The following is a 23,071-nucleotide window of genomic DNA, read 5'->3' as shown; positions in this document are numbered from 1 at the left end:
TCGCAGACTTCATGGGATCGCCCGCGATGAACTTGCTCGCTGGCACAATCGAAAACGGCGCGGGCGGGCTCACGGTATCGCTGGAGCGGCCGAATGCCGCGCCGCTCAAGCTGCCCGTCATGGCGGGAAATAACGGCCTCAGCTCCTATGCCGGCCGGCAGGTGGTCTTCGGCATCCGGCCTGAGGCGCTGACCGATCCAGACGGCGCCGACCGCAAGGCGCGGTCGCTGACCGAGGGCGATTGCCTGATCGAGGTGATCGAACCTGCCGGTTCCGACACTTTCGCGGTCACCAAGCTCGGCGGCAAGGAGGTCGTGGCCCGTCTGCGCGCCGATGCCGGCATAGCGCCCGGCCAGAGCGCCCGCCTTGCCTTCAATCTCGACAAGGCGGTGTTCTTCGATCCGGAAAGCCAGCTCAGGATTTCGTGATCGCCGTCAGGCGACAGCCGTCACGTTAAGCGTCGCCGGCGCAAAACGCGAGGAAACGGCTTCGACGGTGATTTCGCCGGTCAGTCCCGTCGCCTCCAGCCAGAAGCCGGTGGTGCCGCCCTGCAGCGGCACGTTGACCGGGCCGACGATCTTTGCCGGTCCATGAACCTTCAGCGAAATACTGTCGTTCATAAAGGGAAGGCGCTGGCCGCACTGATCGAGCGCGCGGATGATGACGCGGGTGCTGTCGCGTTCGCGGGCTTTCAGCGTGCGGCTGTCGGCAACGATTTCCAGCGTCGTCGGCAGCGGATCGGCCGCGAGCGTCAAGCTCGCCACCGGTTGGCCGCCGATATAGCCGGTCAAGGTGCCGTCGATCCATTCGAGGCCCCAGGTGCCGAGTTCGTCGGGCGTGAAGTGCCGGTGGTCGAGCACGATGGGCGGATGCGGCAGGTGCGGATAGTTCTCGCGGTCCGGACCGATGCGCTTGGACAGCGCGCCGTATTGCAGCTCCACCTCGTCGCAATTGGTCAGGATGATCAGCGGCAGCACGCCGCCGATATTGCGCTCGCCGCGCGCCCAGAAGGTCGCCGGCTTCATGACGATCTCTTCGGAAGGGTCGCACTGGCTGATATAGGCATAGGCCGCGAATTTCGGCTCGCGGAACATGTCCATGACGCCGTGATAGCAGATGCGGTCGCCGGAGCCGAAATCCTTGTGGGTGTTGTAATCGAACATGCACCAGCCGATGGCGCCTGAGATATCGGGGTCGCCATAGGCGGCATTCAGCACCTCCAGGTGACGGCGCACATGCTCGGCCTGGCGCTGTTCCTGGTCGTAGATCTTCGTCGGGTGCATGTGGCCGTTGAACTCGGTGATGAGGTACGGCACCTTCTGCGACAGGCCGGTGTTTTCCTGCTGGCCGCGCAGCGCCGTGCGCGGCCGGTTGGCGCCCGGCAGTTCCTCGTTGCCGAGGATGAAATCGTTCATCGTGTAGACGTCCTCGAGCAGTTCGCTCTCGGTAATATACCGCACGCCGCCGGTCTGGCGGGTGCTGTCGAGGTCGCGGGCCAGCCGGTTGGTCTCGACGTAGAAGTCGTGACTATCCTGCGACTCGTTGATGCGCACGCCCCAGATGATGATCGAGGGATGGTTCCAGTCGCGCTCGATCATGCGGCGGACATTCTCGATCGATTCCTTCTGCCAGTCGGCATCGCCGATATGCTGCCAGCCGGGAATTTCCTCGAAGACGAGCAGGCCGATCGCGTCGCAGCGGTCGAGGAACCATTTCGACTGCGGATAGTGCGAGGTGCGGACGATATTGCACTTCAGCACCGACTTCATGATGTCGGCATCGCGCTCCTGGGCGGACCGGCCGGCGGCGTAACCGACATAGGGGAAGGCCTGGTGGCGGTTGAGGCCGCGCAGCTTCAGGGGCTTGCCGTTCAAGCGGAAGCCTTCGGGCGTGAATTCGGCGGTGCGGAAGCCGAAGCGGGTGGAGACACGGTCGGAGCCGTGCTCGGTCCTCAGTTCGACGATGACTTCGTATAGCGTGGGATCGGTGATGTCCCAGAGGCTGATGCCGGTGAGGCCGCCGAAGGATAGCCTGGTGCGCTCGCCAATCGTTTCGGTTGCGGCGGTGGCGATCACCGTGCCGTCGGCCTGCCTCAGCGTGGCGGTGACGGTCGCCGAGAAGCTGCGGCCCTCGGGATTGGCGATATCGACGCGCACGCTTGCCGATTTCTCCGAAGCGAGAACATCGGTGGTTTCGATCTTGAGATTGCGGATCGAGACGGGGTCGGTGACCTTCAGCCAGACGTCGCGATAGATGCCGGCATAGGTGAGATAATCGATGCGGCCGCCGAAGGGCGGAATGGCGGGGTTTTCGCTGCCGTCGATTTTGACGGTGACGAGGTTCTCGCCCCTGATGAGCTTACCGGTAAGGCGGGCTTCGAACGGGGTGTAGCCGTCCTTGTGGGCGATGATTTCCTCGCCGTTCAGATAGACGACGCTGTCGGCCATGGCGGCGTCGAAGACGAGCGAGACCTCGCGGCCCTCAAATTCCGGCAGCCAGCGCAGCATCTTCTGATAGGTGAAGGCGCGCTGGTAGCTGGTTTCATCGAAATAGTTGAAGGGCAGTTCGACGGCGGTGTGCGGCAGGCTGACGGACTTCGCGGCATCGAAGCTTTCGAGCAGACGCTGGCCGAAGCCCTCGTGGAAACTCCAGCCTTCGTTGAAGGAAACGACGGAACGCATTCAGGCTCTCCCGCTCGTGGCATCCGGAGCCGTACGGCGCTCTTCGGCGCGTGAAAATCGGATCATCGTCTATTCCTCCTTGATGCAATAAGGCGCGGCCGCTTCAGCGCTTCGCGTCAAATCTGATTCATGCGACGCGCTTTAGCTTTTTTCAGCGATGCCGTCATCCTGCAACCGCTGCCGGGCGGCATGCATCGGGCCAACTAAGGCTACGCCGCAATGCTCCGATCCTTACGGATATTGCGCGCCGTTCGTCTTCGTATAGATCGAATAGACCGAGCGTGTCGCGGTGATGAAGAGCCGGTTCTTCTTGGGGCCGCCGAAGGTGAGGTTGGATACCGTCTGCGGCACTCTGATCTTGCCGAGCAGGGTGCCGTCCGGCGAAAAACAGTGCACGCCGTCGGACGCGCTTGTCCAGAGATTGCCGCTGACATCGAAACGGAAACCATCGGGATTGCCGATGTCGAGGCTGCAGAAATAGCGGCCGTTCGCGAGCCTTCTGCCGTCGACGACATCGAAAACTCTTATATGGCGCGGCACTTCATGTTTTGCCGAGCCGGAATCGGCAATGTAGAGCTTTGTTTCATCGGGCGAGAAAGCGAGGCCGTTCGGCTGGATGAAATCCTCGACGACGGCTTCGATCGCGCCGCTCGCGGGATCGATGCGGTAAACATTGCGGGTCGGCTGTTCGGGCTCGGCCTTGTGGCCCTCATAGTCCGACAGAATGCCGTAGGTCGGATCGGTGAACCAGATCCCGCCATCGGAATGCACGACCACGTCGTTCGGCGAGTTCAGCCGCTTGCCCCTGTAGCTGTCGGCGAGAACGGTGATGGCGCCATCCGGCTCGGTACGAGTGACGCGGCGGCCGCCATGCTCGCAGGAGATCAGCCGGCCCTGCCGGTCGCGGGTGTTGCCGTTGACGTAATTGGAGGGCGAGCGGAAGACCGAGACCGTTCCATCCGGCGTCCAGCGCATGATGCGCTCGTTCGGGATATCGCTCCAGAGCAGGCAGTTCAGGTCGGAAAACCAGACCGGACCTTCCGTCCAGCGGCAGCCGGAATAGAGCTCCTCGAGGGCTGCGCTGCCGATGACCAGAGCGCCGAAGCGTTCGTCGCGGATGTCGTAAAGCGGATTGTCGGCCACGCCGGTTTCCTCCCTGAATGCTGGCAGCCCTTCGTAGCGGCAAATGCGGGGAGGTGCCAGAGCCCGGTGGCGGGAAATGCCGGGCTCCGGTTGCGTCAGAGGGCCGCGACCGGGTGCGGCGAACCGTCGTAAGCACCCCAGATCGACTGGTCGAAGCAGATGACCGAGCCGGTCATCAAGCCGGATTCGGCCGATGACAGGTAAGCGCAGGCGCGCGCCACCTCATGCGGATCGACGAGACGGCCGAAGGGCTGGTTCGCCGCCGCCTGTTCCAGCCAGTCGGCGGGTGCACCGTGATATTCGCGCTGGATGCGGTCCTCGCCTTCGGATGCCATCCAGCCGATGTTGAGGCCGTTGACGCGAATGCGATTGCGCAAGAGCGCATAGGCGGTGTTTTTCGTCAGCGTTTCCAATGCACCCTTGGAGGCGCAATAGGCGGCGATGAAGGGCTGGCCCGCCTTGGCCGACATCGAGCCGATATTGACGATCGTGCCCTCGATCTTTTCGCGGCGCATGATCTTCACCGTCTCCTGCATCAGGAAGAACGGCGCACGCACGTTGACGGCGAACATCGCGTCGAAGAGTTCGGGGCTGGTGTCGAGAATGGTGCCGCGATCGGTGATGGCGGCGGCATTGACCAGCGCGTCGACACGGCCGAAGGCCTCGTCGCAGGCATGGACGACGTTCTGGGCGTCTTCGACCTTGCCGAGGTCGGCCTTGACGTAGACGACCCGTGTGCCGGTGGCGGCGGAAATCTCGGCGGCCTTCGCCTTGCCCTTGGCTTCGTTGCGGCCGCAGATGACGATGCCTTGCGCACCGCGTTCGGCGAAGAGACGGGCAATGGTCGCGCCCAGCCCTTGCGTGCCGCCGGTGACGATCGCGATCTTGCCGTCGAGGCGGCCGTGGTCTGTGCTCATGTGGTTCCTCCTTGGTGATATGCGAATGGCCTCCCGCGGGGGCGCGGAAGGCTCTTCTGTCATTGCCGATGAGCGAGCTTCCAGCTCCTTAGCTCAACTTCTTCTTCGCCTGCTCGGCAAGCGCTGCCGTAAAGGCTTCGTCGCTCCAGCCTTCCCGTAATGCCTCGTGCATCAGCTGCGCCTGTGTCTTCGGGGCCAGGCCGCCGAGCGGCGGGTCGCGGTCGAGATTGGTGGGGAAGGAGTAGCCTTCGGCGCAGGCGACGACGGCATTGGCGATTTCACCGGCCGACAGCTTGCCCCGCAGTGTTTTCAACGCGGGAAAGAGCCTGCCGCTCATCCTTTCGCGGTTGACGGTTTCCATTGCCCGGCCGAAAGCGGAGGAAACCTGCAGGAGGTTGGCGACGCGCTTGATGTCGGTCGAGCGGTTGGTGCCGGCGGCGTGGAAGAGTGCCGGATTGAAAAAGACGACGTCGCCTTTTTCGAGCGGCAACTGCACATGGCTGGCTTCGAAATAATCCCGGAACTCCTGGCGCTTCAGCGCGAGATAACCCGGCACATAGGTCTGGCTGTGCGGCAGGAAGAGCGTCGGGCCGCTTTCGAGCGGCATGTCGCAATGGGCGACCGCGCCCTGCAGCGTCAATACCGGCGAGAGCCGGTGCACATGCGCCGGAAACTGCTCGATCACCTCCGACGACTGGAAGCCGAGATGGTAGTCGCGGTGCGCCGACTGCGCGGCGCCGCCCGGATTGACGCGGTTGACCTGCGCCGTCATCTGGTAACTCGGACCGAGCCAGGCTTCGCTTGCCAGCGCCACGATCGCGTTGCCGTAATATTCGGCGAAATTTTCAGGATCGGCGAGGCAATGCTTCTCCAGCGAGTTCCAGATGCGGTCGTTGGCGCCGGGCTTCGCGAAGTGATCGCCGCCGCCGGTCGATGTGCGGTGTTGCTCCTCGATGATCGCATCGAAGATGGCGCTGGCGCGGTCGATGATGCCGGTGTCCTCGTAAGCACGCTTGAACACCACGACGCCGGGACCTTCGCCGAGAGCCTCACAGATCTCGGCCAGGACGGCGCGGCGGCCTTCCGGTCCTGCGGCGGCTTCCATTACCTTGCGGCTGTCATAGATCAGGATATTCCGTTCCACCGCCGACGCCGTCGGATAGTCGGCAAGCGCGGTCGTCTTTTCCGCAAGTCTGCGAAAATCGTCGAGATCGCAGGCGTCCTCGCTCAGCCAGACGCGGTCGGCGCGCAATTTCCGCTGATTGTCCGTTTTCATCAGGTGCTCCTCCCTGGTTCCGATGGAGGCACTATACGCCGCGCTGTCCGGTGATATAGATCAGGAATCCATCAAAAAACCATCAGGACGGCCTGTGGCACATAGCTTTCTCGTCAAGGACATCGCCTTTCAGGCGGGATTGAGCACCGCGACCGTCGACCGGGTGCTGAACGGCCGGCCGGGTGTGCGCCAGCAAACGGAAATGCGGGTGAGGGCGGCGATCGCTGAGCTGGAGAAACAGCAGGCGGGCGCGATAAGCAGCGGCCGCACGCTGGCGATCGATATCGTCATGGAGACGCCGCAGCGTTTCAGCGACGCGGTGCGCGCCGCCTTCGAAGCGGAGATCGCGGCCTTCCTGCCCGGCGTTTTTCGCTGCCGCTTCCATTTCGCCGAGGTGATGAAGCCGGCCGAGCTGGTGCAGCTTCTCGATCGCATCCGGCTACGCGGCACCCACGGCATCGTGCTCAAGGCGCCCGATGTCGCCGAAGTGGCTGCCGCCGTTGCGCGGGCGGATGCGGTGGGGATTCCCGTGGTGACGCTGGTGACCGATCTGCCGAATTCGGCGCGCATCGCCTATGCCGGGGCCGACAACCGTGCGGCCGGGGAGACGGCTGCCTATCTCATCGGCGAAGTGCTCGGGAACCACGGCGGCAAGGTGCTGGTGACGCTGTCGAGCGGGCGGTTCCGCGGCGAAGAAGAGCGCGAAATCGGCTTTCGCCGGATCATCCGCGCCCGTTATTCCGGCATCGGCATTACCGAAATCAGCGAGGGACACGGCACCGATGCCGCGACGGGAACGCTTGCGGCGGCAGCGCTCGCTGCCGATCCCGATATCAATGCCGTCTATTCGATCGGTGGCGGCAACCGAGCGGTGCTCGCCGCTTTCGAGGCCGCCGAGCGTCCGGTCCGCGTCTTCGTCGCCCATGATCTCGATGCTGACAACCGGGCGCTGCTTGCGGCGCGTCGCATCGGTTTCGTGCTGCATCACGATCTCCGAACCGATGCGCGTTCCGCCTTCAGGGCGATCATGGGCCGGGTGACATCACCGGGGCGGGCGATTCCGGCCTCGCTTTCATCGGTCGAAATCGTCACGCCCTACAATATGCCCGCCGGCGATTGAGGCGCTGGCGTTCCTTCCGCAGTGATTTTGGGCTACAGCTTGGGCAGAGCAAAGGTGAGCGGCATGGATTACAGCGACGTCAGCACGATTGCGGCCTGGGTTACGGAGCAAGGGCTAAAGGGCGTTTCGGAAGCCGAGCTGATGACCGGCTTCTGCGGGGCCTGCCGAAACGCCGGCCTGCCGCTCGACCGCGGTCTGGCGCTGATGGATACGCTGCACCCCGTGCATGAGGGCCGCGCCTTCCGCTGGGACAGCGTCGAGGAGATCGAAACCGAATTCGAATATGGTCCGACGAGCTCCGGCGAAGCGGCGCAGAACTGGCAGCGATCGGCCTTCTACCATCTTTGGTCGGGCAACGAGCGGGAGGTGCGCCGGCGCCTGGGCTTCGGCGATCCGACCGATTTCAGCATGCTCGACAAGATCGCGGAAGACGGCCACACGGATTTCGTGGCGATGATGCATCGGTTCAACGAAGCCGGCACGATCGGCGAAATGGATTGCTTCTTCTCGCATTTCGCAACCAGACATCCGCAGGGCTTTTCCGATCACGATCTCGCCATCCTGCGCAAGCTGGTGCCGGTCCTCGGATTGGCGATCAAATGCATCGCGCTCGGGCGCATCGCCCGCACCATCGCGGAAGTCTATCTCGGCGAAGATGCGGCGCGCCAGGTGATGGAAGGAAAGATCAGCCGTGGCAAATCCGAGCGGATTTCAGCCGCACTCTGGTTTTCCGATCTCCTGAACTACACCAAGATTTCCGATCGTGTGCCGCCGGAGGAAATCATCCCGCTGCTCAACGATTACAGCGAGGTGGCGATCTCGGCGATCCACGAGGCGGGCGGCAATGTGCTGAAGTTGATCGGCGACGGCGTGCTCGCCATCTTCAAGGGCGAGGTGCCGGCCGAGACCTGCCGTGCGGCGCTCAGCGCCGAATCGCTGCTGCGGGAAAAGCTCGTCACGCTGAATGCCGCGCGCGCAGCTGATGGCCGGCCGACGACGGATGTCTATATCGGCCTGCATATCGGCGATGTCTTCTACGGCAATATCGGCAGCCAGGACCGGCTGGACTTCACCGTCATCGGCCCTGCTGTCAACGAGGTCAGCCGCATCGCTTCGATGTGCCGCTCGGTCGACCTCAACCTGCTGATCTCCTCCGATTTCGCGGCGGCCATTCCGGAGGAGGAGCGCGCCGCGCTCGCCTGCGTCGGGCGTTATGCGCTGCGCGGGGTGCAGCGCGCGCAGGAACTCTACACCTTGGAGAGTGCACGGCTGGGCGACTGACTGTCTGACGACGCGCTGTTATCGCAGCAGGCCCTGGCCGCCGTCGATCCAGATCGGCGTGCCGGTGATGTGCCGGGCACGCTCGGAGGCAAGGAAGAGGATGGTTTCGGCGACATCCTCGCTCTTGCCGGCTTTGCCGCCTGCGATCGGGATATCGCCTTCCGGCCAGATGACCGGGACCTCGGTTTCTTCGCGGCCGCGGCTGGCGGTATTGGCGCTGATACTGGTTTCGATCTCGCCGGGGCAGACGGCATTGACGCGGATGCCGTGCCGCCCGAGTTCCAAAGCGAGCTGCTGGACCATGGCGACCTGCCCGGCCTTGGTCGCGGTGTAGGCGGTGGCGCCCGGCGTGGTGAAGGTGCGGGTGCCGTTGATCGAGGAGACGACGATAATCGAACCGCCACAACGCTTCAAATGCGGAACCGTCAGATGCAGGGTCAGATAAGTGCCGCGCAGATTGACGGCGATCGTCTTATCCCACTCGTCCGGCTTCAGATCGTCGATCGGAGCCCAGACGCCGTTGATTCCGGCATTGGCGACGACGATGTCGAGACCGCCGAAGCTATCCGCAAGCTTTTGCACGGCCGTGCGCATCTGAGCTTCGTCGCTGGTATCGGCCGTCAGCGCGATCGCTTCGCCACCGGCTGCCTTGATCTCGGCGCAGGTCTTTTCGACCTCGTCCGCCGTGCGGCTGAGCGCCGCCACACTTGCGCCCTCTGCGGCGAGCTTCACCGCGGCCGCCTTGCCGATGCCGGAGCCGGCGCCCGTCACCAATGCGATCTTTCCCTTCAGCTCCATGGCGGCCCTCCTTGACGTCCTGCCCTATGCCAATGTCCGGCGCGGCAGTTGGTTCCGGATGAGAGCGGGCCGTCGCGCTTATCTCAGCAGCGTCTGCTTCAAAGCCCATTTCTCCGGTCCATAAACGGCGGCAAAGAGCAGGCCGGCGAGGAATGTGAAGTGATCGACGAAGAAGCCGAATTCGGCCTGGTTCTGCCGCCAATGGGATGGCCCGTGGAAGGCGAAAGCAAGGAAGATCACGTAGATGCCCGCAAGCAGGCTGGCTTCGCGGAAGAAAGCGCCAGAGATGAAGGCGAGCGCCAGGGCGATTTCGAAGAAGGCCGCGACCCAGGTCAGGAACGTCGCCATCGGAAAACCGGCAGCGGCGATATAGCCGGATGTCGCGCCGATATCGGCGAACTTGAAGCCGGCGGCCATGAAGAAGATGAAGCTGAAAATGATGCGGGCGGCAATGATTGCGATTGCTCTGGCCATGGAAACCTCCTCTTGAGCTTCCATTATGACGGATGAGCCGCCTGATTTCCGACATGGCGAATGAAAAAGGGGCCGCTTGCGCGACCCTTTCCCTTTTACCATTCGGCAAAGCTGCCATCGGCATGGCGCCAGATCGGATTGCGCCAGCGGTGGCCCTCCCTGGCGCGCTCGATGACATAGGCTTCGTCGACTTCGATGCCGAGGCCCGGCCCTTGCGGGATCGAGACGAAACCGTCGGCATAGTGGAACACCTCCTTGTTGGAGACGTAATCGAGGATGTCGTTGCCGGTGTTGTAATGGATGCCGAGGCTCTGTTCCTGGATGAAGGCGTTGTAGCTGACGGCATCGACCTGCAGGCAGGCGGCAAGCGCGATCGGGCCGAGCGGGCAATGCGGCGCCAGCGCCACGTCATAGGCTTCGGCCATGGCTGCGATTTTGCGGCATTCGGTGATGCCGCCGGCGTGCGAGAGATCCGGCTGAATGATGTCGACATAGCCGTCCGCAAGCACCTGCTTGAAGTCCCAGCGGGAATAGAGCCGTTCGCCGAGCGCGATCGGCGTCGAGGTGTGGTTGACGATATCGCGCAGCGCTTCCTTATTCTCCGAAAGCACCGGCTCCTCGATGAACATCAGCTTGTAGGGATCGAGTTCCTTGGCGAGAACCTTGGCCATCGGCTTGTGGACGCGGCCGTGGAAATCGACGCCGATGCCGATATGCGGGCCGATCGCCTCGCGGATGGCGGCGATGGTCTCGACCGCCTTCTCGACTTTTTCATTGGTATCGACGATCTGCATTTCCTCGCAGCCGTTGAGCTTGATCGCCTTGAAGCCGCGCGCGACCACCTCCCTGGCATTGTTGGCGACGTCGGCGGGACGGTCGCCGCCGATCCAGGAATAGACCTTGATGCGGTCGCGCAGTTGGCCGCCGAGCAGCGAATGGATCGGCTGGCCGAGCGCCTTGCCCTTGATGTCCCAAAGCGCCTGGTCGATGCCGGAGATCGCGCTCATATGGACGGCGCCGCCGCGATAGAAGCCGCCGCGATACATCACCGTCCAATGGTCCTCGATCAGGAAGGGGTCCTTGCCGATCAGGTAGTCTTCCAGTTCGTGAACCGCGGCCTGGACCGTCAGGGCGCGACCTTCGACGACCGGCTCGCCCCAACCGACAATACCCTCGTCGGTCTCGACCTTCAGGAACAGCCAGCGCGGCGGAACGATATAGGTGGTGAGTTTGGTGATCTTCATCGCGGTTCTTCAGCTCTTCCTGGGGTTGCGATCGGCGGCATTTCTGCAGAGGTGTGGGATCGATTACTTCGTTCTGCCGATCGCCTTTTCGGCAGCGGCAAGGTCGCGCACCGCAAGATCGAGCATGCGGTTGGCGCATTCGCGGGCGCCGGCTTTGTCGCGCATGCGCAGGGCCTCGACCAGTTGGCCGTGAACGAGCACCGCATCCTCCCGATTTTCGACAGCGATGTTGGAGGCATGCAACGCATATTTCAGCGCCGCATGGATGGCGCTCGACAGGCGGCGGAACACCTGGTTGTGGCTGGCGGTGAGCAGTACCGTATGAAACATCACGTCGGCATCGGTGAAGCTTTCCGGTTCGCCGGCGCTGTCGCGCATCTGCCGCCAGGCCTTGTCGAGATCGGCGATCTCCTGGGCGCTGGCGCGTTCGGCGGCATATTCGGCGGCTGCCGGTTCGATGGTGCGCCGGGCCTCGAGAATGCAGCCGAGTAGATCGAATTCCTTGATGTAAGGCCCCATCCAATCGAGCACCTCGGCATCCAGGATATTCCACTCGTCCCTGTCGCAAACGGTCGTTCCGACCCGCGGCTTGCCACGGACGAGGCCCTTGGATTCCAGCACTTTCAGCGATTCGCGAATGACGGTGCGGCTGACGCCGTAGAGTTCGCAGAGATCGTTCTCGCGGGGCAGCGGCGAGCCAGAGGGGTAGCGGTCCGCACAGATATCCTGGGCGATCGCCGCCGTGATGTTGCGGCGTACGCGCGGCCGGCGTTCGCTGCTGCTGGAGCTTTCCGCTCGGCTTTGTCCCTCAGATTCCAACTTCACCTCTCCGCAGCTCTCTCCCGGGAAGAAACCGAACCTCATTATCCGAATTCGACCGGCTTTGCGACGGGCCCTCCCGGCTCCTATCGCTATCCTATTATTCTAATCATCATACATTGGCAATTGACTGGTATGATGATTTAACATAATTCATTACACACTGCCGGGGAGGCAGTTGCTCGATTTCAGAGTTTAGGGAGAGAGACATGCGCTTGTTCAAAGCAGCTATTGTGGCTGGCACTTTCGCCATTCTGACAGCCGGCTCGGCATTTTCCGCGGACGTCAAAATAGGATTCATCGTCAAGCAGCCCGAAGAGCCGTGGTTCCAGGACGAATGGAAGTTCGCCGATCAGGCCGCCAAGGAAAAAGGCTTCACCGTCGTCAAGATCGGTGCGGAAGACGGCGAGAAGGTGCAGTCGGCGATCGATAATCTCGGCGCCCAGGGTGCGCAGGGCTTCATCATCTGCACGCCCGACGTCAAGCTCGGCCCCGGCATCGTCGCCAAGGCCGAAGCCAACCAGCTGAAGCTGATGACGGTCGACGACCGCCTCGTCAGCGCCGACGGCAAGCCGCTGGAAGACGTGCCGCATATGGGCATCTCGGCGACCAAGATCGGCGAGACGGTCGGCCAGGCCATCGTCGACGAAATCAAGAAGCGCGGCTGGGACATGAAGACTGTCGGCGCGATCCGGGTCTCCTACGACCAACTGCCGACCGCCGTCGACCGCGTCGAGGGCGCTATTTCCGTGCTGAAGGCCGCAGGCTTCCCGGCCGAAAACATCTATGACGCGCCGCAGGCCAAGACCGATACGGAAGCGGCGCTGAATGCCGCGACCACGGTTCTCAACAAGCATGCCGACGTCAAATACTGGGTCGCCTTCGGCCTCAACGACGAAGCCGTTCTCGGCGCCGTCCGCGCGTCCGAATCGGTCGGCATCCCGGCGGCCAACGTCATCGGCGTCGGCATCGGCGGCGCGGAGTCGGCGATCAACGAATTCAAGAAGCCGGCCGCGACGGGCTTCTTCGGCACCGTTATCATCTCGCCGAAACGCCACGGCTACGAGACGGCGCTCAACATGTACGACTGGATCGCCAACGGCAAGGAGCCGGAAAAGCTGACGCTGACGTCCGGTTCGCTGGCGCTGCGCGGCGATTACGAGAAGGTCCGCAAGGATCTCGGCATCGAGTAATCATTCCCGAATGATGCATCTCCGGCGGCCGCTTACGCGTGCCGCCGGAATTTTCGCGGTGGAGTGACGATGGCTTTCCTCGAATTCAAACACATTTCCAAGGGCTATCCCGGCGTGCAGGCGCTGGCCGATGTCTCCTTCAGCGTCGAGAAGGGCGCCGTGCACGGCCTGATGGGTGAGAACGGCGCCGGCAAATCGACGCTGATCCGGGTGCTTTCCGGCGATCAGGCCGCCGATGCCGGCAGCATCCTCATCGAGGGCGAGGAACAGAGATACGGATCCGTTCGCGACGCTTTCCACGCCGGCGTCATCGTCATCCACCAGGAACTGCAGCTCGTTCCGGAGCTGACGGTGGCCGAAAATCTCTGGCTTGGCCGCTTTCCCGCCAAGGGCGGCGTGATCAATGCGAAGACCCTGATCGAGACGGTCCGATCGAAGCTCGAAGACATCGGCATCGATGTCGATCCGTCGGCCAAGGTTTCCTCGCTTTCGATCGGCGCCCGGCAGATGGTCGAGATCGCCAAGGCCGTCATGCTCGACGCCAGGGTCATAGCGCTCGACGAGCCGACGTCCTCGCTTTCCTCGCGCGAAAGCGAAATCCTGTTTTCACTCATCGATAAGCTGAAGGCGAAGGGCACGGTCATTCTCTACGTCTCGCACCGGCTCGACGAGATTTTCCGGCTTTGCGACAGCCTGACGGTGCTGCGCGACGGCAAGCTTGCCGCCCATCATCCCGAGATCGCCGTAACGACGCGCGAGCAGATCATTTCGGAGATGGTCGGCCGCGAGATCAGCGATATCTGGGGATGGCGCGAGCGCCCGCTCGGCGACATGAGACTGGAGGTCAAGGATCTCTCGGGGCCGAGGCTGCGCAATCCGATCAGCTTTTCGGTCCGCCGGGGCGAGATCCTCGGCTTCTTTGGCCTGATCGGCGCCGGCCGCAGCGAGATGGCGCGGCTGCTCTACGGCGCCGATGCGAGAGACCAGGGCCAGGTGAGGATCGATGGCGCCGCCGTTTTGCCGAACGATCCGAAAGCGGCGATCGATGCCGGCATGGTGCTCTGCCCCGAGGACCGCAAGTCCGACGGTATCGTTCAGGGGCGGTCGATCGAAGAGAATATCGCCATCTCGTCGCGCCGGCATTTCTCCCCCTTCGGGATTTTGAACCCGAAAAAGGAGGCGGCGCTGGCAGATGAGTTCATTGCCCGGCTTCGGGTGCGAACGCCGTCACGCAAGCAGGACATCATCAATCTCTCCGGCGGCAACCAGCAGAAGGTCATTCTCGGCCGATGGCTTTCCGAACAGGGTATCAAGGTGCTGGTGATCGATGAGCCGACGCGCGGCATCGACGTCGGGGCGAAATCCGAGATCTACGAAATTCTTTATGAGCTGGCCGCCGGTGGCATGGCGATCGTGGTGATATCGAGCGAATTGCCCGAAGTCATGGGCATCTCCGATCGCATCATGGTGATGTGCCAGGGCAGGGTGGCGGCTGATGTCGCGCGACCGGATTTCGACGAGCGCAGCATTCTGACGGCAGCGCTTCCCGACAAGAATGCCGCCGGCACTATCCAGCATCAGGAACAGGGACGATGAACTCGTTGAAAAAAATCCTTCTCGGCGAACAGGGACTGGTGGTGATCTTCGCCGCCGCCTTCGTCATCGTTTCGCTCTTCGTCCCGAACTTCCTCACCGAGCGGAACATGCTCGGTCTGCTGCAATCGGTGGTCACGATCGGCATCGTCGCCTGCACGATGATGTTCTGCCTTGCGTCGCGCGATTTCGACCTTTCGGTCGGATCGATCGTCGCCTTCTCAGGCATGGCTGCGGTGATGGTCTCGAACGCGACGGGCTCCATTCCGGTCGGGTTGCTGGCAGCCCTGCTCTGCGGCGCGCTCGTCGGCTTCGTCAACGGCATCGTTATTGCCCGCTTCCGCATCAACGCGCTGATCACCACGCTCGCGACCATGCAGATCGTGCGCGGGCTGGCGCTGATCGCTTCGGATGGCCGCGCCGTCGGCATCAACGATCCCGCCTTCTACCAGCTTGCGCTGTCGCGCTTTCTTACCGTGCCGACGCCGATCTGGATCATGCTCATCCTGTTCGTCTTCTTCGGCTTCGTGCTCAACCGCACCGTCTTCGGCAAGAACACGCTGGCGATCGGCGGCAATCCGGAGGCCTCGCGGCTTGCCGGCGTCAACGTCGTCAACATGCGCGTCTGGATCTTTGCGCTGCAGGGCCTCGTCTGCGGCATTGCGGGCATCCTGCTTGCCTCGCGCATCACTTCCGGCCAGCCGAATGCTGCGACCGGGCTCGAGCTTTCGGTGATTTCGGCCTGCGTTCTCGGCGGCGTCTCGCTTGCCGGCGGCCGGGCGGCGATGAGCGGCGTCATTGTCGGCGTGCTGATCATGGGCATTGCTGAAAATGTTATGAATCTGCTGAATATCCAGGCATTCTATCAGTATGTCGTGCGCGGGCTGATCCTGTTGATCGCGGTCCTGCTCGACAATCTGAGGTCTTCGGCGGCAGGGCGGCGTGGATGAGCAACGGACATGGCGGAGATGAAATCGAGCTGAGCCACGGCGATCTCTTGGTCAGGGTCAGCCGCCGGGGCGCTGCCGTCACCGCCGCAACGTTTCGCGGCAAGCCCTTTCTCCTTCCGGCCGGCGGCCCGGAGGGGATCTTCGCAAGTTTTCCCATGGTGCCGTTCGGCAACCGCGTCGAAGGCAATACTATGTCCTTCGGCGGACGCGACTATGTCTTCCAGCGAAATTGCCACGATCCCCTCTATCTGCACGGCGATGGCTGGATCAGCCTTTGGCAACTGGAGGAATTGAGCCCCGAACATATGCGGCTCTGCTTCTCGCGTGATGCCGACAGGATCTCGCCCTATGCCTATCTCGCCCGGCAGGAGATCCGCCTCGCCGGCAATCGGCTGGCGCTGACGCTTTCCGTGGAGAACCGGGGTGAGGCGGCTCTGCCTTTCGGCCTCGGCCAGCATCCCTTCTTCGTCAGGACGCCGGAAACGCGGTTGACGATTGCCGCCGACCGCTTCTGGAACGAGCGTCACGACCATCTCCCCGGCGAGCCCGGCCCGGTTCCCGATGATTTCGATTTCAGCCCCGGCAAGCCGCTGCCGCGGCTCTGGATGAACAATGCCTTCGAGGGATGGGACGGGCAGGCAGCGATCGCCTGGCCGGAACTTGGAATTCAGGCGGCGCTGGAAGCCGATGCCGCGCTCAGCCGGTTCATGCTGTACATGCGGATCGACCGCACGGATTTCTTCTGCCTCGAGCCGATGAGCCATCTGCCGAACGGCCATCACCTGCCGGAGTTCGGCGGCCTCATGCCGCTCGCGCCGGGGGAGGTTCTTTCCGGCATGGTGACGATCGAGCTGTCGGCGCTGCCGGTTCAAACGGAGGAGAGATGATGGGCAACCGCCTGCAGGGCAAGAACATCCTGATAACCGGCGCTGCGCAGGGTATCGGCCTTGCGATCGCGAAGGCGTTCGTCAGCGAGAATGCGGCCGTCTATCTCGTTGACCGCGATGCGGCGCTGCTGGCTCGGGCAGCGGGAGAGCTCGCGAGCACCGGTGGCCGGATCGGCTATCTGCCGGCCGATATAACCGATGCCGGAACGATCAGACTGGCGGTTGCCGAGGCGAATGAGGAGATCGGTCCGCTGAACGCACTCGTCAACAATGCGGGGGTCAATGTCTTTGCCGAGCCGCTCGCCACGACGGATGAAGAGTGGAGCCGCTGCTTCGACGTCAACCTCAAGGGCGCATGGAATTGCTGCAAGGCGGTGCTGCCCGGCCTGATCGAGCGGGGCGGCGGCGTCATCCTCAATATCGCCTCCACGCACGCCTTCACCATCATTCCGCACACCTTCCCTTATCCGCTGGCGAAACATGCGCTGCTCGGCATGACGAAATCCCTGGGCCTGGAATATGCGGCCCGCAATATCCGTGTCAACGCGCTGGCGCCGGGCTATGTCTCGACGCAGAAGGTGATCGACTACTGGAACAGCTTCCCCGATCCCGAAGCGGCCAAGGCGGAGACGATGAAGCTGCATCCCGGCGGGCGGATCGCAACGCCGGAGGAGATCGCCATGGCGGCGGTGTTCATGATTTCCGACGAATGCCCCTTCATGAACGCGACCTGCCTGACGGTCGATGGCGGCCTCAGCGTGCTGCAGCATCCCGTCTGAGCGGCATTGCCGACGGCGATTTTTACAAGCCTGTCGTCTTCTGCCGATAGAGCGTTATATTGCCTGTCGGGAAGGCTAACCTGATCTCCCGCAGGCTTGGAGCGGCGCCGCCGCTGCCTGAAAGCTCAACCGAAAACAGGAGGACGGCATGCAGATCAATCGTACGGCTTCGGCCCATTGGGCCGGTGGACTCAAGGACGGCAAAGGCCTGATCTCGACGCAGAGCGGCGCGCTGAAGGACTATCCCTACGGCTTTGGAAGCCGCTTCGAAGGCATTCCCGGCACCAATCCGGAAGAGTTGATCGGCGCTGCCCATGCCGGCTGCTTCACCATGGCGCTGTCGCTGATCCTCGGCGAAGCCGGCTTCACCGCCGAGCATATGGAAACCTCCGCCAAGGTGACGCTCGAAAGCGTCGAGGGCGGCTTTGCCGTCACCGCCATCCATCTTTCGCTCTCCGGCCGCATCCCCGGCGCCGATGAGGCGACCTTCACCGAACTCGCCAACAAGGCGAAGGCCGGCTGCCCGATTTCCAAGGCGCTCGCCGCCGTGCCGATCACGCTCGACGTCAAGCTCGCCTGATTTTTCTGCTGTCGCCGACGAGTGCCGCGCGCTACCGTGTCGCGGCACTTTCGTTTTTCTCCCGCGCACCGAGATCTTTTCCGAAATGCCGTGGTCAGTGGGCCGGGAAGCAGCGTCGCAGAACCTTTCGCGCTGTTGCAGTTCCATGCTTCGATATTGACAAATGACGTCTGATATTTTACGACTGACGAAATTCAAAAATCGTCAGTCGTAACTCGAGGCATCGAAACTTATGAACGACATTGCGGAAAATACGCTCGACGTCACGCGGCAGGAGAATGTGACCCGCATTCTCGACGCGGCCGAGCGGCTGTTCCGTCACTACGGTTACAGCAAGACGACGGTGGCCGACATTGCCCGCGATCTCGGCATGTCACCGGCCAATATCTATCGCTTCTTCGCCTCCAAGGTGGAGATCCACCAGGCACTCTGCGGGCGCATGCTCGCGACCGCCTATCAGATCGCCTACGACATCCGCCATCAGCCGATCAGCGCCACCGAGCGATTGCGCCGTTATGTCAAGACACAGCATCAGCTGACGCTGGATCTGATGCTCGACGAGATGAAGGTGCATGAGATGATCATCGTCGCGATCGAGCGCGACTGGCACGTCATCGAGAAACATATCGATCGCGTCCATGATCTGATTGCCGAAATCATCGCGGAAGGCATTGCAGCCGGCGAATTCGCCGAGCAGGACCCGGTCGTGGCCTCGCGCTGCTTCGGCGCGGCGACCATCAATCTCTGCCATCCGCAAATGGTCGCGCAGTGTCTTGCCAAAACCAACCGCGCAAGTGTCGACGAACTGATCGATTACGTGATCAGGGCGCTGAAGAAATAAGGGGCGGCAGCGGCCGCCGGAAACCCAGAAACGATCCAGGAGTGCGGAAGATGTTTTCGCTCAAGACCCTCAGCAACCGCATGCCGTCCGCCCTGAGCTTCGCGCTCGTCGGCGCCATCGGCATTGGCCTTTCGGCCTGCTCGGAAGAAAAAGCTGAGGTCAAGGAGGTTATCCGGCCGGTGAAGGTCGTCGAGATCGCCAAGGCCGGCGATACGCGCAAGCTCGATTATTCCGGTTCGGTCAAGGCGCGCACGGAGATGAACCTCGGCTTCCGCGTCGCGGGCAAGATCACCGAGCGCCTCGTCGATATCGGCGACCGGGTGACGCCGGGCAATGTCCTTGCCCGGGTCGACGCCACGGATTACCAGCTGGCGGTCAAGACGGCGGAGGCCAATCTCGCCGCGGCGGAACGCGGCGTCGAAACCGCTGACCTTGCCAATAAGCGCGCCGAGCAGCTCTTTGACAAGAGCGTCGCCCCCAAGTCGCAGCTCGAACAGGCCGCACTCAGCCACGACCAGGCCATCTCGCAGCGCGATGCAGCGCTCTCGGCGCTCGACCAGGCAAAGAACCAAGTGAGCTATACCGAACTCAAGGCCGGCCAGACCGGCATCGTCACATCGATCAATGCCGATATCGGCCAGGTGGTCGGCTCCGGCAGCCCGGTCGTCACCGTCGCCGTCGACGGCGAAAAGGAAGTGCAGATTGCGGTTCCGGAAAACGACATTGCCGAGTTCAAGCCGGGCAAGACGGTCAAGGCCAGTTTCTGGGCGGACGACAGGCTGGTGCTCGACGGCAAGGTGCGGGAGGTCTCCGGCAGCGCCGATCAGCAATCGCGCACCTTTGCGGTGCGGGTGAGCCTGCCGAACGACCCGCGCATATTGCTCGGCATGACGGCGACGATCGAGGCCGACGTCGACAATGGCGAAAGCTATGTCTCGATCCCGCTCAGCGCGCTGGCGGAGAAGGACGGCAAGCAGATGGTCTGGACCGTCGACCGCGACACGGCGACCGTGCACGGCCGCGACATCAAGGTCGCCGATTTCACCGGCGACGGCGTGCATGTGACCGAGGGCCTCGACACCGGCGATCTCGTCGTCGCGGCCGGTACACAGTTCATGAGCGAAAATCTGAAGGTGAAGGTGCCGGACCAGCAGTCGGCCCTGGCCAAGACGGATCAGACGGTCCGTTAACCGCGCCATACAAGGGAACAGGACCATGGACGCCACCACTACCGAGAAGCGGCCCTTCAATCTGTCGCGCTGGGCGATCGCGCATCCGAGCATCGCCCGTTTCCTCTTCGGGCTGATCATCATCACCGGCGTGCTCGGCCTGATGCGCATGGGCCAGCGCGAGGACCCCGAATTCACCTTCCGCGTCATGGTCGTCCAGGCACTCTGGCCGGGCGCTTCCATTCAGGAGATGGAAGATCAGGTCGTCAACAAGATCGAGCGCAAGCTGCAGGAAACCCCGCATCTCGACTGGGTGAAATCCTATACGCGGGCGGGCAGCGCGATCATCACCCTGCAGGTCCAGGGCGACACGAATTCGCAGGAAGTGGCGGATGCCTTCTACCAGGTGCGCAAGAAGGTCGGCGACATCTCCAGCGAGCTGCCGCAGGGCCTGCTCGGCCCCTATTTCAACGACGAGTTCGGCGATACCTTCATCACGCTGCATTCGATCAGCGGCGAGGGCTATTCCTATCCGGAACTGAAGAAATTCGCGATCCAGGCGCGCGACATGCTGCTGACGACGCCGGGCGTCGAGAAGGCCGTCATCATCGGCGACCAGCCGGAGAAGATCTATATCGACGTCTCGTCCAAGGCGCTCGCCGAGCGGGGGCTGACGATTCTCGACCTGCAGAACGCCATCAAGGGCCAGAACAATGTCGATCCGGCAGGCTCCGTCGACACAGGCCTGCGCTCGGTGCGCATCTCCGTCGAAGGCGACGTGAAGAAGGCGGCGGATATCCGTGAGCTGCGCCTTCGCGCCGGCGGCCAGGTGACGCGGCTCGGCGATATCGCCACCGTCAGTTCCGGGCTCGAGGACCCCTATCAGCGCAAGTACCGTTTCAACGGTCTCGAAAGCGTTCAGGTCGGTGTCGTCATGGCCAAGGGCTTCAACGTCACCGATGTCGGCAAGGATGTGGAAGCGACCTATCACCGCTTCGAGGAGGCGCTGCCTTACGGCGTGGCGGTCGATCAGATCGCCAACCAGCCCGACGTGGTGACGGATGCGATCAGCGAATTCATGCATGCGCTCGGCGAAGCCCTCGTCATCGTGCTCGTCGTCTCCTTCCTGTCGATCGGCTGGCGCTCGGGCCTCGTCATCGCCATCGCCATTCCGCTGGTGCTCGCCGCCACCTTCGCGCTGATGTACGAACTGGGCATCGACCTGCAGCGCATTTCGCTCGGCGCGCTCATCATTGCGCTCGGCCTGCTCGTCGACGATGCGATGATCGTCGTCGAGATGATGGAGCGAAAGCTGGAGGAGGGCTTGGTCAAGGTCGAGGCGGCGAGCTTCGCCTATTCCTCGACCGCCTTCCCGATGCTGACGGGCACGCTGATCACCACGGCGGGTTTCATTCCCGTCGGCTTCGCCGCATCGACGGCGGGTGAATATGTGCGCTCGCTGTTCTATGTCGTCGGCATCGCGCTGGTGACCTCGTGGTTCGTCGCGGTCTATTTCACGCCGTGGCTCGGCTACATGATCCTCAAGCAGCGCCATCACGCCGGCGAGCATCACGACGCCTTCGACACGAGTTTCTACCGCCGGCTGCGCGGCACGGTCGCCTGGGCGGTCCGCCATCGGGTCATCGTGCTGCTCCTGACGCTCGGCACCTTCGTCAGCAGCCTCTGGGCCTTCCAGTTCATTCCGCAGAATTTCTTCCCGCAATCCTCGCGGCCGGAAATTCTCGTCGATCTCTGGCTGCCCGAGGGCACCAGCATCAAGGAAGTCGAGGTGCAGGCGAAGGCGCTCGAAGCCAAGATGATGGATGATCCCGACAAGCGGTTCATCGCCACCTATATCGGCGAAGGCGCACCGCGCTTCTTCCTGCCGCTCGATCAGCAGCTGCGCAATCCGAACTTCGCCCAGCTTCTCGTCATGGCGAAGGACGAGCCGGCGCGCGAACGGCTGATCGTCAAGCTGCGTACCATCCTCGCGGAGGATTTCCCATCGATTCGCGGCAAGGTCGACCGCCTGTTCCTTGGGCCGCCGACCGGCTGGCCGGTGCAGATGCGCGTCATGGGTCCGGACCGCCAGGAAGTGCGTGCGATCGCCGATCAGGTGAAGGCGCGCTTCACCGCCAATCCGACGCTCGGCGCCATCCATGACGACTGGCTGGAGCCGGTGCCGGCGATGAAGCTGGTGATCGATCAGGACCGCGCCCGGGCGCTCGGCGTCACCTCGCAGCGTGTGCGCCAGATGCTGCAGACCGCCATGTCCGGTGCGCCGCTCGACGATTTCCGTGACGGCGAGGAGACGGTCTCGATCGTTGCCCGCGAGCCGGATTCCAGCCGCTCGCTGCTGTCGGCGGTCAATTCCGTCTATGTCCCGACGGATTTCGGCGGCTTCGTGCCGGTCTCGCAGGTCGCCAAGGTCATGCCGGTCATGGAGCAGGGCATCGAATGGCGGCGTGACCGCCTGCCGACGATCACCGTGCGCGCCACGCTGCCCGACGGCGTGCAGCCGAACGACGTGGTCATGAAGATGTATGCCGACATGAAGGACCTGCGCGACAGCCTGCCGGCCGGCTACAAGGTCGAGATCCAGGGCGGCGCCGAAGATGCGGCCGAAAGCCAGATGTCGATCGCCGCCAAGGCGCCGATCATGCTCGCCGTCATCATCGTGCTGCTGATGGTGCAGCTGCAGCATTTCGGCAAGGCGATGCTGGTGCTCGCCACCGGCCCGCTCGGCATCATCGGTGCGGCGGCCGCCTTGCTGATCAGCGGCGCGCCCTTCGGCTTCGTGGCGATCCTCGGCGTCATCGCGCTGCTCGGCATCATCATGCGCAACTCGATCATCCTGGTCGATCAGATCGATCAGGACATCAAGGCCGGCATGCACCGGCAGGAGGCGATCGTCGGCGCGGCCGTGCGGCGCTTCCGGCCGATCATGCTGACGGCGCTGACCGCCGTGCTGGCGCTGATCCCGATCTCGCGCGGCGTCTTCTGGGGCCCGCTCGCCTACGCGATGATGGGCGGCATCCTTGTTGCGACAGTGCTCACCATTCTGGTTCTACCCGCCGGTTACGCCCTTTTCTTCGGCCGCGAGCCGAAGGCGAAGGACGAGCCAGGCCGGGATGCCGACGCCATCCAGGAAGAGGCGGATGCCAGACATCCGCCGGCGTTGGCAGCCGAGTGAAGGCGGCGCGGCGAAAGCCGCGCCGTTTTCCTTTCAGGCCGCAGGTCCTCGTCAAAGCCCGCCGGCGCCGATTCCATTGCTCTCTCGAAGAAGCTAAGCTGCTAGAGAATGGCCGGGAACCAGCCGCGATCCC

20 protein-coding genes are annotated in these 23,071 nt (G+C 63.1%); 12 read left to right on the top strand and 8 right to left on the bottom strand.

The genetic code is table 11. From position 1 onward, the window contains the following. Nucleotides 1-428: TOBE domain-containing protein (locus CO670_RS11315; RefSeq protein WP_141502258.1), on the top strand; the 428-nt coding region annotated here is incomplete at its 5' end. Nucleotides 429-434: 6 nt separating this feature from the next. On the opposite strand, the gene CO670_RS11310 is transcribed toward CO670_RS11315, so the two are convergent. The 4 genes from CO670_RS11310 to CO670_RS11295 form a co-directional block, all read right to left on the bottom strand. Beyond that, the gene (locus CO670_RS11310) at nucleotides 435-2,681 is read right to left on the bottom strand and encodes a glycoside hydrolase family 2 TIM barrel-domain containing protein (protein WP_097590312.1); all 2,247 of its coding nucleotides are present in this window, start codon (nucleotides 2,679-2,681) and stop codon (nucleotides 435-437) included. A 231-nt stretch (nucleotides 2,682-2,912) separates the two neighbouring features. Further along, nucleotides 2,913-3,824: an SMP-30/gluconolactonase/LRE family protein gene (locus CO670_RS11305; RefSeq protein ID WP_097590311.1), complete on the bottom strand. Its 912-nt coding sequence runs from the start codon at nucleotides 3,822-3,824 to the stop codon at nucleotides 2,913-2,915. A gap of 95 nt (nucleotides 3,825-3,919) precedes the next feature. Next, a complete protein-coding gene (locus CO670_RS11300) occupies nucleotides 3,920-4,741 on the bottom strand; it encodes an SDR family oxidoreductase (protein WP_097590310.1) in 822 nt (273 codons plus the stop codon). A gap of 88 nt (nucleotides 4,742-4,829) precedes the next feature. Beyond that, on the bottom strand, nucleotides 4,830-6,017 hold the full coding sequence (locus CO670_RS11295; protein ID WP_097590309.1) for a phytanoyl-CoA dioxygenase family protein: 1,188 nt from the start codon (nucleotides 6,015-6,017) through the stop codon (nucleotides 4,830-4,832). A 94-nt stretch (nucleotides 6,018-6,111) separates the two neighbouring features. Between CO670_RS11295 and CO670_RS11290 the strand changes: the two genes are divergently transcribed. Together CO670_RS11290 and CO670_RS11285 are read left to right on the top strand one after the other, a co-directional pair. After that, nucleotides 6,112-7,137 (top strand): LacI family DNA-binding transcriptional regulator, encoded by a 1,026-nt coding sequence (locus CO670_RS11290; protein ID WP_097590308.1) that lies wholly within the window; start codon nucleotides 6,112-6,114, stop codon nucleotides 7,135-7,137. Nucleotides 7,138-7,200: 63 nt separating this feature from the next. Next, complete coding sequence (locus CO670_RS11285) at nucleotides 7,201-8,418, top strand: adenylate/guanylate cyclase domain-containing protein (RefSeq protein ID WP_097590307.1); 1,218 nt, start codon at nucleotides 7,201-7,203, stop codon at nucleotides 8,416-8,418. A gap of 18 nt (nucleotides 8,419-8,436) precedes the next feature. Here the strand turns inward: CO670_RS11285 and CO670_RS11280 are convergent, their stop codons facing one another. The 4 genes from CO670_RS11280 to CO670_RS11265 form a co-directional block, all read right to left on the bottom strand. Then, nucleotides 8,437-9,216: an SDR family NAD(P)-dependent oxidoreductase gene (locus tag CO670_RS11280; protein ID WP_097590306.1), complete on the bottom strand. Its 780-nt coding sequence runs from the start codon at nucleotides 9,214-9,216 to the stop codon at nucleotides 8,437-8,439. A gap of 78 nt (nucleotides 9,217-9,294) precedes the next feature. Continuing rightward, entirely contained in the window at nucleotides 9,295-9,690 is a 396-nt protein-coding gene (locus CO670_RS11275) for a DoxX family protein (RefSeq protein ID WP_097590305.1), read from the bottom strand. Between the two features lie 95 nt (nucleotides 9,691-9,785). Continuing rightward, the gene (gene dgoD, locus CO670_RS11270; RefSeq protein WP_097590304.1) at nucleotides 9,786-10,934 is read right to left on the bottom strand and encodes a galactonate dehydratase; all 1,149 of its coding nucleotides are present in this window, start codon (nucleotides 10,932-10,934) and stop codon (nucleotides 9,786-9,788) included. A gap of 63 nt (nucleotides 10,935-10,997) precedes the next feature. Beyond that, a complete protein-coding gene (locus CO670_RS11265) occupies nucleotides 10,998-11,759 on the bottom strand; it encodes a FadR/GntR family transcriptional regulator (RefSeq protein WP_176538918.1) in 762 nt (253 codons plus the stop codon). A 203-nt stretch (nucleotides 11,760-11,962) separates the two neighbouring features. Here CO670_RS11265 and CO670_RS11260 point away from each other — a divergent pair, with 203 nt between their 5' ends. The 9 genes from CO670_RS11260 to CO670_RS11220 all read left to right on the top strand — a co-directional run bounded on the left by CO670_RS11260 (nucleotide 11,963) and on the right by CO670_RS11220 (nucleotide 22,938). Beyond that, on the top strand, nucleotides 11,963-12,946 hold the full coding sequence (locus tag CO670_RS11260; protein ID WP_097590302.1) for an arabinose ABC transporter substrate-binding protein: 984 nt from the start codon (nucleotides 11,963-11,965) through the stop codon (nucleotides 12,944-12,946). Between the two features lie 69 nt (nucleotides 12,947-13,015). Beyond that, nucleotides 13,016-14,542, top strand: a complete 1,527-nt coding sequence (araG, locus tag CO670_RS11255) for an L-arabinose ABC transporter ATP-binding protein AraG (protein ID WP_097590301.1) — start codon at nucleotides 13,016-13,018, stop codon at nucleotides 14,540-14,542. Then, on the top strand, nucleotides 14,539-15,489 hold the full coding sequence (araH, locus tag CO670_RS11250; RefSeq protein ID WP_064819058.1) for an L-arabinose ABC transporter permease AraH: 951 nt from the start codon (nucleotides 14,539-14,541) through the stop codon (nucleotides 15,487-15,489). The genes araG and araH overlap by 4 nt, the downstream gene beginning before the upstream one ends. Next, nucleotides 15,486-16,376, top strand: coding sequence for an aldose 1-epimerase (locus tag CO670_RS11245; protein ID WP_097590300.1), 891 nt, complete (start codon nucleotides 15,486-15,488; stop codon nucleotides 16,374-16,376). The genes araH and CO670_RS11245 overlap by 4 nt, the downstream gene beginning before the upstream one ends. Further along, the gene (locus CO670_RS11240; protein ID WP_097590299.1) at nucleotides 16,376-17,155 is read left to right on the top strand and encodes an SDR family oxidoreductase; all 780 of its coding nucleotides are present in this window, start codon (nucleotides 16,376-16,378) and stop codon (nucleotides 17,153-17,155) included. Before CO670_RS11245 ends, CO670_RS11240 begins: the two co-directional genes overlap by 1 nt. Nucleotides 17,156-17,303: 148 nt before the next feature. Beyond that, entirely contained in the window at nucleotides 17,304-17,735 is a 432-nt protein-coding gene (locus CO670_RS11235; protein ID WP_097590298.1) for an OsmC family protein, read from the top strand. Nucleotides 17,736-17,967: 232 nt separating this feature from the next. Then, nucleotides 17,968-18,576 carry a TetR family transcriptional regulator gene (locus CO670_RS11230; protein ID WP_097590297.1) on the top strand — a complete coding sequence of 203 codons (609 nt, stop codon included), beginning with the start codon at nucleotides 17,968-17,970 and terminating at the stop codon, nucleotides 18,574-18,576. Between the two features lie 50 nt (nucleotides 18,577-18,626). Then, entirely contained in the window at nucleotides 18,627-19,766 is a 1,140-nt protein-coding gene (locus CO670_RS11225) for an efflux RND transporter periplasmic adaptor subunit (protein ID WP_097590296.1), read from the top strand. Between the two features lie 25 nt (nucleotides 19,767-19,791). After that, entirely contained in the window at nucleotides 19,792-22,938 is a 3,147-nt protein-coding gene (locus CO670_RS11220; protein WP_097590295.1) for an efflux RND transporter permease subunit, read from the top strand. Nucleotides 22,939-23,071 lie beyond the last annotated feature (133 nt).

The sequence above is a fragment of the Rhizobium sp. J15 genome (genome assembly GCF_002531825.1).
Taxonomy (GTDB): domain Bacteria; phylum Pseudomonadota; class Alphaproteobacteria; order Rhizobiales; family Rhizobiaceae; genus Rhizobium.
Note: the sequence above shows the minus strand (reverse complement) of the source record. Positions and strands in the feature narration are given on the sequence as shown.

What these genes read in the sequence shown, in the direction of transcription:
- CO670_RS11220 (WP_097590295.1), top strand. Translation starts at nt 19,792, where the DNA reads ATGGACGCCACCACTACCGAGAAGCGGCCCTTCAATCTGTCGCGCTGG.
- CO670_RS11275 (WP_097590305.1), bottom strand. Translation starts at nt 9,690, where the DNA reads ATGGCCAGAGCAATCGCAATCATTGCCGCCCGCATCATTTTCAGCTTC.
- araH (WP_064819058.1), top strand. Translation starts at nt 14,539, where the DNA reads ATGAACTCGTTGAAAAAAATCCTTCTCGGCGAACAGGGACTGGTGGTG.
- CO670_RS11280 (WP_097590306.1), bottom strand. Translation starts at nt 9,216, where the DNA reads ATGGAGCTGAAGGGAAAGATCGCATTGGTGACGGGCGCCGGCTCCGGC.
- CO670_RS11285 (WP_097590307.1), top strand. Translation starts at nt 7,201, where the DNA reads ATGGATTACAGCGACGTCAGCACGATTGCGGCCTGGGTTACGGAGCAA.
- CO670_RS11295 (WP_097590309.1), bottom strand. Translation starts at nt 6,017, where the DNA reads ATGAAAACGGACAATCAGCGGAAATTGCGCGCCGACCGCGTCTGGCTG.
- CO670_RS11300 (WP_097590310.1), bottom strand. Translation starts at nt 4,741, where the DNA reads ATGAGCACAGACCACGGCCGCCTCGACGGCAAGATCGCGATCGTCACC.
- CO670_RS11310 (WP_097590312.1), bottom strand. Translation starts at nt 2,681, where the DNA reads ATGCGTTCCGTCGTTTCCTTCAACGAAGGCTGGAGTTTCCACGAGGGC.
- CO670_RS11230 (WP_097590297.1), top strand. Translation starts at nt 17,968, where the DNA reads ATGAACGACATTGCGGAAAATACGCTCGACGTCACGCGGCAGGAGAAT.
- dgoD (WP_097590304.1), bottom strand. Translation starts at nt 10,934, where the DNA reads ATGAAGATCACCAAACTCACCACCTATATCGTTCCGCCGCGCTGGCTG.
- araG (WP_097590301.1), top strand. Translation starts at nt 13,016, where the DNA reads ATGGCTTTCCTCGAATTCAAACACATTTCCAAGGGCTATCCCGGCGTG.
- CO670_RS11225 (WP_097590296.1), top strand. Translation starts at nt 18,627, where the DNA reads ATGTTTTCGCTCAAGACCCTCAGCAACCGCATGCCGTCCGCCCTGAGC.
- CO670_RS11240 (WP_097590299.1), top strand. Translation starts at nt 16,376, where the DNA reads ATGGGCAACCGCCTGCAGGGCAAGAACATCCTGATAACCGGCGCTGCG.
- CO670_RS11260 (WP_097590302.1), top strand. Translation starts at nt 11,963, where the DNA reads ATGCGCTTGTTCAAAGCAGCTATTGTGGCTGGCACTTTCGCCATTCTG.
- CO670_RS11235 (WP_097590298.1), top strand. Translation starts at nt 17,304, where the DNA reads ATGCAGATCAATCGTACGGCTTCGGCCCATTGGGCCGGTGGACTCAAG.
- CO670_RS11245 (WP_097590300.1), top strand. Translation starts at nt 15,486, where the DNA reads ATGAGCAACGGACATGGCGGAGATGAAATCGAGCTGAGCCACGGCGAT.